Below are 9145 nucleotides of genomic sequence, written 5' to 3'. Positions count from 1 at the left end.
CCGAACACGGAAGTTAAGCTCTTCAGCGCTGATGGTAGTAGGGGGCTTCCCCCTGTGAGAGTAAGACGTTGCCAGGCACAAAGCCATTCCCTATGGGGAGTGGCTTTTTTGTGCGTTTAGAAAAAGTAATCCCAGCTGAGCTAATGACTGATTCGAGAAGCGGTGAAGCTGACGCGGCAATCTGCTACTTTTCACGATCACGATTCAGAGCCCGGACGCGTAAGTTAAGTTCGTGTACTGATGGTAGTTGAGGGGCTTCCCCCTGTGAGAGTGAGACGTTATCAGGTATGCATCGCCATTCCCTGAGGGGGCGTGGCTTTTTTGCATTCACAGGAAGAATAGCGCTACATTAATACTAAAATGATTCTGATTGATCAAGGTTTGGTAAGGATATTTTGCAATCAGAAAACATAATAGAAGTATAATGATTTCCTACTTTCACAATCATTCTAAACCTAATTTGCAAAATGAATAATCAAATGACTGACTCATAAGATAAGCCATAGAGTAGATGAATGTAACTATATTTAATTTGAGATAATTGAAATGCCTTTATTAGGGTATATTGGTAGTAAGACGTAGTCGATAGCTGAGGGGGAGTGTTGTGTTCATTACTATAATTCAGCGGTTTTTAAAGGAGCGCTTTTTTGATCAAGCTGCACAGAATGCGTACTATTTACTGTTATCGGTGTTGCCTTTTTTACTTGTAGTGTTATCACTTGTTCAATTTCTACCTGTTCAAGAAGCAAGTATTTTGGCGTTATTACGGCCTTTTGTACCCGAAGAGTCTTTTCAGTTGATTGAGCAAAGTGTTCAGTCCATGATTTATAAAAGTCATGGTAAACTACTTCTGTTCAGTATATTGGCTGCGCTATGGACCTCCTCCATTGCGGTACAGTCTTTTGCACGGTCATTAGATTTAGCGAACGAGAAGAGACAGCAACAACCTCTCTGGATCAGTTTAATTCGCAATATGGGTGTGACGATCTTGTTTATGTTAGTCGTGCCGATGTCTCTATTCTTACCATTACTGGAGAAGCTGTTGCATACGGTGATTGCGTATTATGATGTGTTGGAAGATTGGCAAGGCTGGCTATATATTTGGCCAAATATTAAGTGGGGGCTAGGAACATTCTTTTTACTGCTATTTTTCTTATTGTTTTATCAACTCGTGCCGACGGGTAAAATGAAGTGGAAAGAAGTACTGCCAGGCGCTCTGTTTTCCGCGTTTGGGTGGCAGTTAGTTTCTTTATCATTTGGGGATTATGTAGCAAGAGTCGATTACTCCAGATTATATGGTCAATTGGCAGGAATCATTATGCTTGTGTTATGGTTTTATTTGACGGCAGTAATTATATTGCTGTCAGGATTGTTGAATGCTGAATGGAGAAGGAAGGTGCGGTTCAAATGAAGATTTTAGTAGTAGATGATGATATACATATAGTAGAGTTGGTGAGTATTCATTTGCGGCAGGCCGGATATACCGTTGTGGAGGCGATGAATGGGCAACAAGCGCTGGACTTGGCGGAGCGGGAATGGCCGGACTTGGCGGTTGTGGACGTCATGATGCCTGGAATGGATGGCTATACGTTGACGAAGAAGTTGCGCGAGGATACGGAGATTCCAGTATTGCTACTGACAGCGAAAGGAGAAATGGAGGATAAGGAGCGAGGGTTTTTGGCAGGATCAGATGATTATCTTGTAAAGCCGTTCGAACCGAAAGAATTATTGTTTCGGATTCATGCAATTTTGCGGCGCTATGATAAAGCGGTTGATCGGATGATTCAAGTCGGTCCTTTGCTGATTAATCGTCAAAGCTATGAGGTAGTGCTTGGTAAAAAGTCCTTACTACTGCCGTTAAAGGAATTTGAGTTACTATCCGTACTGGCATCCAGGCATAATCAAGTGTTCACGCGAGAGGTTTTAGTTGAGCGTGTATGGGGATTTGATTATGAAGGGGATGAGCAGACGCTGAGCGTTCATATTAAGCGTCTGCGAGACAAGCTGGAAAAGCTTTCGGATCGAGTGAAGATCGTGACGGTACGCGGTGTAGGTTATAAGCTAGAGGTAGCTGGATGAAGTCGCTTTATGGAAAGTTTCTTGTTTTGACACTTGTCATCATGTTAACGAGTGCGCTGATTGCATTTTTGACAGTTAATACATATTACCATCGCTATTTGAAAGAACAAAACGATACGAAAAATGTGAATGTAGTGAAGGAGATTGCATCGTTCCTTGAGGCAAAAGAGGGATTCGATTTGACGTCCTATTTTGACATGTTGGCTAGTACTGGTTATAAACTATTGGTGATTGGACCAGATGGAAGTTCTACTGTGTATGGTGAAGCATTTCGATTGAACAATCTTGAAACAGAAGCAATTGGGTTGGTGCGAGATGGACAAGTGTATCATGGTATGCGCGATTTGAAGGCAGAGACCTTTTTGACAGGGTATTTTTCCAATGAATCTGCTAATACAGTTGGTGTATCCTTCACCTATGAAGGCAATATCTATGCGCTGTTTTTGCGTCCTGATATCAAAATGCTATTTAGCGAAATCCATTACTTGCTGGGCGGTATGGTGATCGTGATGGCGATTATCAGTTTATTAGCGATGCTGGTAGTGGCGCGGAAGTTAATTGAACCCATCGTGGTGCTGACGAGGGCGACGAAGAAAGTGGGGGAGGAGCGGTTCAATGGTGAATTGTCGATTGATAGGCGAGATGAGATCGGTCAATTGGCGAAAAGTTTTCAGCAGATGATCAATCGCTTGAGTGAGAATGATCAAATTCGGAAGACGTTTATTAGCGATGTGTCGCATGATTTTCAATCTCCTTTATTGAATATTAAAGGATATGCGAACTTGTTGTCGAATGAAGACTTGCCTGCAAATGAAAGAAAACACTACGCAGGAATTATCCAATCTGAAACGGAGCGATTGTCGACGTTGACAAAGCAGTTGCTCTTGTTGACCTCACTAGATCAACTCGTTTCGCCTTTGCAGAAAAAGGTGTTTCGTATGGATCAGCAAGTGAAAGAGACGGTACGCAAATCTCAATGGCTACTGCAGGAAAAAGAGATGTCGCTTTTGCTAGAGATCGATGAGATACTGTATGAAGGCGATCCCGCTTTCCTGGAGAAAGTGTGGGAGAATTTATTGTCGAATGCATTGAAGTACACTCCAGACGGTGGAACGATTGATATTCGATTGACGGAACAGGAAGATGAAATATGTTTTTTTATTCAAGATACAGGTATTGGTATGTCGGATGAAACGTCGCTACGGGTTTTTGATCGTTTTTATCGGGCTGATCATTCACGTACGCGCGAAGTCGAGGGGACGGGGTTAGGTTTATCGATCGTCGAACAAGTAGTCAGGCTCCATGAGGGTACGGTAGAAGTCATCAGTGAACTAGATAGTGGAACGACTTTTATTGTACATTTGCCGAAATTGTAATCCGTAGTTCATCTTCTGTTCATCTTGGATGAGTATTATAAAGATAGTAGAAAGATGACGGGAGGAAGAAATTGATGCAAGATCAATGGAGTTTACGATTAATTCGTGTAGCTGCAATATTTGGTTTGATTGGAACGGTGCTAGGTTCTCATATGGCGGGTGCAGGATCATATGCGTTTCGTCCGATTCATGCTCATATTTTGTTAGTGGGCTGGTTATCGATGTTTTCATGGGGAGTTTTTTATAAAATTTACCGTGTACGAGCAAAGAAGTTGTTGGCGCTCCAAGGTTGGACAGGTATTGTGGGAGCGATCGGATTGACTGCAGGCATGTGGTTACAATTTATGCAGCCGTTTAATATAAATGAGACGTTTGCGCTGATTTTCTATATTGTCGGAGGAACCGTTTTGCTAATTAGCTTTGCGCTATTTGTTATTGTGACGATGATGGTGGAAAAGGCCTCTGCCCGCTAATGAGTATAGAGAAACCCCCATGAATACGGTACATACCGTGTTCATGGGGGTTTCTACTTTTTAATGATGACACGAGCTAAGTGTCCAGGCATTTATGTTCAGTACATCTCAATTTTCAAAAACTTCAATTTCCTGAGTAAACCAATCGTCCTGAATCTCTGTTTTCATCAATGCATTATCATATTGATGCATGATTTTCCGTACATTTGCTAGACCAATGCCTCGATGTGTACCTTTTGTCGAGAAGGTTTCCTTTCTTAGATCTTCAAGCTGAACCGTACCATCTTGGAAGGTGTTTTTAATTTGTATAACCACTGAATCATCCTGTTTATAGCAGGAAATAAAAATTTTACCGAGTTCCACTGATTGATTAGCTTCAATTGCATTATCTAGTAGAATCCCGATTACTCGTGTCAAATCAATAATATCCATCTGTATCTTATCAATCACTTTAGGAATATCGATCGTTACATGAATTCCTAATTCATCAGCTTGTAGCGATTTCGTTGCCAATAAGCCCTTAATACCAACAAGCTGTAAGTTATTCAATCTGCTCAGCACCCGATGTCTGAATAAAGTATGTTCTCCGCTAGTTGAAATGTGCTGTCGGAAGTAGTCTTTCAAGTCCTGCACATTGTTGGTATCCAAATAGCCTTGAATCGTCTGTAAAATATTCGCGTAATCATGGCGAAAGTTCTGCATGTCCCGATTCACCTGTTCAAGTGCTTCTGTGTATGTAATAAACTGTTCCAGCTCAATTTCGCGCCGTTTATTCTCATCTTGCCGTTTCAATCGATAAAAAATTAATATGAATAATACTGAAATTAATAGAAAATAGCCTAATTGAATAGCTAAGTTTACTCGTACGAGAGACATCGCATTCAGATTTGATATCGTGAAAATATTTAAGTAAAAGACAACAACCGTCGAGGAGACAATAATAAAAAATAAGAATACGATATAAGCAGATAGTTTTACATTTTTCCATTGTTTAAATACAAATTTCTTATAAAAGTAGATGTACGTAAAGAAAAACAGTAAGAAAAATCCGGCACCAATTATCATATGTATTCCATAACCTGTGTATACATAACTTCGAATCAATTGTGCGAGATGATCTGCAATAATACCGCCAATAAAGATTACACATAAATCTAAGATGACACGTATACTTTTAGAAAAAATATAGAATACGATAGTTGTTGAAATGAAAAGCGTGAGAATACCTACCCAATTTGTTAAGCCAAAAAAGGCAACAAGTGTTGGTAATACTACACCAAGTACTAAGTAAAAAATCTTTCGCATACTCAATCGGATATTTAATGTATAGAAGAGAGCAGAGAAAATAGCTAGAAATTCAATCAATGCATAAAATAAATCGGAGGGGTTCATGTTATCAGCCTTCTTTAGTAATTGTCATTTTTTAAAAATGGATGATGCTCTTGTAATTCTTTTGGCATTTCTTCTTCGTGGAAGAACAGTGTACAAGTATTCAATACAGAAAACCCACCAACAGCTAATGCCACTGCTGCAAATCTAGAAATTATAAAGTTTGTTGTCTTGCGAAACGTATTCATCGAACATCTCTCCTCATCAATTTTTGAACCAGAACAGTCGTTGATTGAATGAATAGACCTAGGATGATAAATGACTGGATAGGTTCTGATACTACACAGAACACGAACAGTACAGCCAATAAACGGATTCGCAAATGCCTTCTCAAATAAAGATAGTGTTTTTTATTCACAATCTGATGTTTTTCTGTATCGACTGGGGCGAAAAGAAAAATCACCATAACTGATAGTGTACCTATAATCCCAACCAACCATAGAGGTTGCGGAAAGGCCACTAAAAGACCAGACAACACAGGAAAGGCAACTATGCTCCAAAAAATACAGCTCCTAGCACTTGCAAAATGATATCCAAATGCTTTTTGCCTTAACACATAAAACGTCATATGTGTCACGAACGTTGGCAAGACACTGCCAAGTAACAATGCAATTCCATAAATCAAAACAAACTTGTAAAGCTCTGATACAATAATTCGAACCCCATATCGAATTTTCGCCTGATCTAGCTCCGTGTACTTCTGCTGATTAATCAGCAAGTTTACGATAGCAGTTTCTAGCATTACAACCTCCCCCTCTCTCCTATAACATATTATACCATCTTATGTGGAAAATTGAGTATATAGTTTGAAGGAATTGTAATTTAATACGATATATAGGCTCATTATTGATCAATGGAGTCTTCAATTGCTAGAGGGAATAAGCAGTCCTTCTATCATGCTAGCATATTTTCACTATATCGAATACAGTAGATTGAAAGAGTATTATGTCGAAAAATACAGAAAATAAATTTAGTTATGTTTTCTGTTTCCACAAAATAATTAAAAACTCTATGTCATACTGATTCTATATATACTTAATGAAGGAGTTAATTCGATGAATACTCATAATCGCTTTACTCTCACGATGATTTGTTTTGGACTATTGGTTGCTGGTGGTGTGTTGATTAAACAAACAGCGACGTCAAAAGAGATTACACAGCTACCAGTTGAAAGAGATTATGCACAGTTGAACATTGCTGTAAAGCAAGTACTAGAGAAAATGCCTTCGATTTCTGAAGAACTCCAGTCCATCCGTTCAGATGGAAAACAATCTGAAGCCGAGCGACAATTGGACAAGTTGTTCTCCGTGAAAAAGACAGAGTTCCGCATGAGGGTAGAAAATAATCTAACCAAAAAAGAGCACTCGCCTGAATTCTTAAAGGCTATGACAGAAAAAGAGACGAACCGTTATATAAACGCGCTTCGCATGGCAAAAGATGTCTACGGTATTAGCGTCTCACAAGAAGAGGTGACGTCGTATATCGATCAGAACGTGTCCACTGTACGGAATGAAGAAAAAAGGAAGTATGCGGAAGCGCTCGGTTTAACATTGAAAGAACTGGACTATGAATTTGATCGAGATTTTTATGTGATGGCTGTGCTGTGGGAAAAACTAATACCTCGAATAGCAGAAGACTATCCCAAGCTAGAGGGCGAAGGTGAACAAGCCTATTGGAACCGTGTAAAAGAAGAGTTTTTTAGTCTAACAGAGGTCGAAAAGTAAAATGAAATGGGGGGATAAGGAGAGTACTAGTTGTAGCTGCATTCCTCTCCTTACATGGTCTAGACTCTTTTACCGTGAATAGTACCAATCAGTCTTGTATTATAAATCGCCCCATATCCCGCTGTAATTGTTCGGAAAGTTCCATCAGATCTTGTGCACTTTTCGTAATGTGCTCATTTGTTCCAAGTTGTTCTTCTGTGGCGGCGCTAATGCCTTGAGCTTTAGTAGAAGTTTGTATGGCCAGCTCCTGAACGCTAGTAATTCCTTTGGATACTTCTGTTGTACTCAATTGGATCTCATGGATTGATTGAGAAACGGTATTGAACTTGTGATTCATCTCTAGGGTAGCTTGCTCAATCTGCTCAAATACATGATCTGTTTGTTGGGTAATGACAAGTCCTTCATGAACTAATAAAGTACCTTGTTTCGTGCTAGAAACAGTTTTGTCGATTTGCTCAATCATAAAGTCAATCATCATGCCGATTTCATTGGCGGATTGCTTGGATTGTTCAGCAAGGTTTCGAACTTCTTCCGCAACTACCGCAAACCCACTCCCATGTTTACCGGCACGTGCCGCTTCAATTGCTGCATTTAGCGCTAATAAATTGGTCTGTTCTGCAATAGATGTAATCAATGCGGAGACATTTCCAATTTTCTTCGAATCCTTTGCTAACTGGTGAATGACCATTGACGAATGTTCAATGGCTTCATCAATTTGCCCCATATGGCGAGTAAATGAATTCATGAGAGCACCACCTTCTGCAACCATTCCAGAAACAGCACGAGAGGAGGTGAGCATCTCGTCATGATCCTTCAAAATTCGCTCGATATGAGCTATCATTTGATGCATCGCTAGAGTAGATTGTTCTACTGTTGCCAGTTGCAGTTCACTGTCCAACCGATTTTGTTCAGTCGTTTTGCTAACGGTGTGAGCCGTAACCAAACTTTCCCCCGAATGAACAGCCAATTCCTCTGCATGAAGAGCGACTTCAGCAGCTGATTTGCGAACAATCGAAATGGTTTGGCGAAGATCTTGCGTCATGTCGTTGAGGGCATGAGCCATTTCGCCAATTTCATCTCGGTTTCGAATAAGAACTGGGGAAATATCAAGGTGCCCCGTAGCCAGTTGTTTAATGGCAGCTGTCATCATAGAGACGGGCTTGGCAATACGCTGGGTAAGAGTACGGGCAATAATCATACTAACCAAAAAGGCTGTGCCAATCATAATAGTGATAATCGTACGAATCCATCCAAGGACTTGTTGTAATTCATTTTCTGTTTGAACTCGTTCATCTTTCTGTTTTTTCGTTAAGTCAGCAATATGAGTAGAAACCGCATGTTGGTATCCCTCTCCCTCGGTAGCAATCTTCATAGCGCCCTCTAATTTCCCTTCTTGAACATCCCGTATAACAATTTCGCTAATCTGGTCATAGCTCATAGAAGTTTCCTTCACTTGCTGTAACAACTTTTGGGTGTCAGGTGTTTGGACTAGTTTATGTAACTCTTTCATTTTTTCTTGAAAGGAAGCTTGCAAATCTGTGCGATGTGCTAAATACTGATCATCTTGATATAAAATAAACCCATTCATATTCTTTGCTTGCTCATGTTGATTGGAAAGTAGCTGTTCATATAGTTCCACTTTCCTTACTTGATTGTCTATCAGAAAGCGATATTCCTCATTTACCTTCGAAAGTGCCCATAGGCCTGCCACACCTACACCAACTAAAATTACTAAAATGGATAGTAAACCCAGCCATAGCTTCCTACCAACTGATAGCCTCATATGTATATTGTCCCCCTATACGTAATAGATCTCTTTAATTATAGAGGTAGGAAATTAGTAGTGTAATGCGGTTTGTGTAAAGATTCTGTTAAATGAATGTAAATGTGTGCGTATAGCCTAAGTGAAAAACCTTCTCTTCAGCTAATGGATATTTGAAGAGAAGGAGAAAAAGAGGATAGGGGACAAGTGGTAATGTATCAGTGAAAAACAGTTCATCTAGTAGTGCAGTCATATCTTCACGCAAGTAATGAACATTGTGTGCACGATTTTCTAGTTTCGTATCAGTTTCATCTTGACGATCTCGAATTATTTTACAATCTA

Annotated in this window: 9 protein-coding genes and 1 rRNA gene; 6 read left to right on the top strand and 4 right to left on the bottom strand. The window is 39.9% G+C overall.

Annotated features, from left to right (window positions below; genetic code table 11):
* From rrf to GD002_RS15710, 5 genes are all read left to right on the top strand, one after another.
* Nucleotides 1–77, top strand: a 5S ribosomal RNA gene (gene rrf / locus GD002_RS18280); the annotation flags it as partial.
* A 527-nt stretch (nt 78–604) separates the two neighbouring features.
* A complete protein-coding gene (locus GD002_RS15725; RefSeq protein ID WP_153733314.1) occupies nt 605–1411 on the top strand; it encodes a YihY/virulence factor BrkB family protein in 807 nt (268 codons plus the stop codon).
* Nucleotides 1408–2079, top strand: coding sequence for a response regulator transcription factor (locus GD002_RS15720; RefSeq protein WP_153733313.1), 672 nt, complete (start codon nt 1408–1410; stop codon nt 2077–2079). The genes GD002_RS15725 and GD002_RS15720 overlap by 4 nt, the downstream gene beginning before the upstream one ends.
* Nucleotides 2076–3455 (top strand): sensor histidine kinase, encoded by a 1380-nt coding sequence (locus tag GD002_RS15715; RefSeq protein WP_153733312.1) that lies wholly within the window; start codon nt 2076–2078, stop codon nt 3453–3455. Before GD002_RS15720 ends, GD002_RS15715 begins: the two co-directional genes overlap by 4 nt.
* Nucleotides 3456–3529: 74 nt before the next feature.
* On the top strand, nt 3530–3928 hold the full coding sequence (locus tag GD002_RS15710) for a hypothetical protein (RefSeq protein WP_153733311.1): 399 nt from the start codon (nt 3530–3532) through the stop codon (nt 3926–3928).
* 108 nt (nt 3929–4036) lie between these two features.
* Here the strand turns inward: GD002_RS15710 and GD002_RS15705 are convergent, their stop codons facing one another.
* The 3 genes from GD002_RS15705 to GD002_RS15695 are packed head-to-tail and all read right to left on the bottom strand — an operon-like array spanning nt 4037 to nt 6059.
* Entirely contained in the window at nt 4037–5320 is a 1284-nt protein-coding gene (locus tag GD002_RS15705; RefSeq protein WP_153733310.1) for a sensor histidine kinase, read from the bottom strand.
* 14 nt (nt 5321–5334) lie between these two features.
* On the bottom strand, nt 5335–5505 hold the full coding sequence (locus GD002_RS15700) for a cyclic lactone autoinducer peptide (protein WP_153733309.1): 171 nt from the start codon (nt 5503–5505) through the stop codon (nt 5335–5337).
* Entirely contained in the window at nt 5502–6059 is a 558-nt protein-coding gene (locus GD002_RS15695) for an accessory gene regulator ArgB-like protein (RefSeq protein WP_153733308.1), read from the bottom strand. The genes GD002_RS15700 and GD002_RS15695 overlap by 4 nt, the downstream gene beginning before the upstream one ends.
* A gap of 313 nt (nt 6060–6372) precedes the next feature.
* On the opposite strand from GD002_RS15695, the gene GD002_RS15690 reads away from it, so the two are divergent.
* The gene (locus GD002_RS15690) at nt 6373–7041 is read left to right on the top strand and encodes a hypothetical protein (protein ID WP_153733307.1); all 669 of its coding nucleotides are present in this window, start codon (nt 6373–6375) and stop codon (nt 7039–7041) included.
* Nucleotides 7042–7129: 88 nt separating this feature from the next.
* Here the strand turns inward: GD002_RS15690 and GD002_RS15685 are convergent, their stop codons facing one another.
* A complete protein-coding gene (locus tag GD002_RS15685) occupies nt 7130–8824 on the bottom strand; it encodes a methyl-accepting chemotaxis protein (protein WP_153733306.1) in 1695 nt (564 codons plus the stop codon).
* Nucleotides 8825–9145 lie beyond the last annotated feature (321 nt).

This window comes from Sporosarcina obsidiansis (genome assembly GCF_009651005.1).
Taxonomy (GTDB): domain Bacteria; phylum Bacillota; class Bacilli; order Bacillales_A; family Planococcaceae; genus Sporosarcina; species Sporosarcina obsidiansis.
This window is presented reverse-complemented; position numbering and strand designations above follow the sequence as displayed.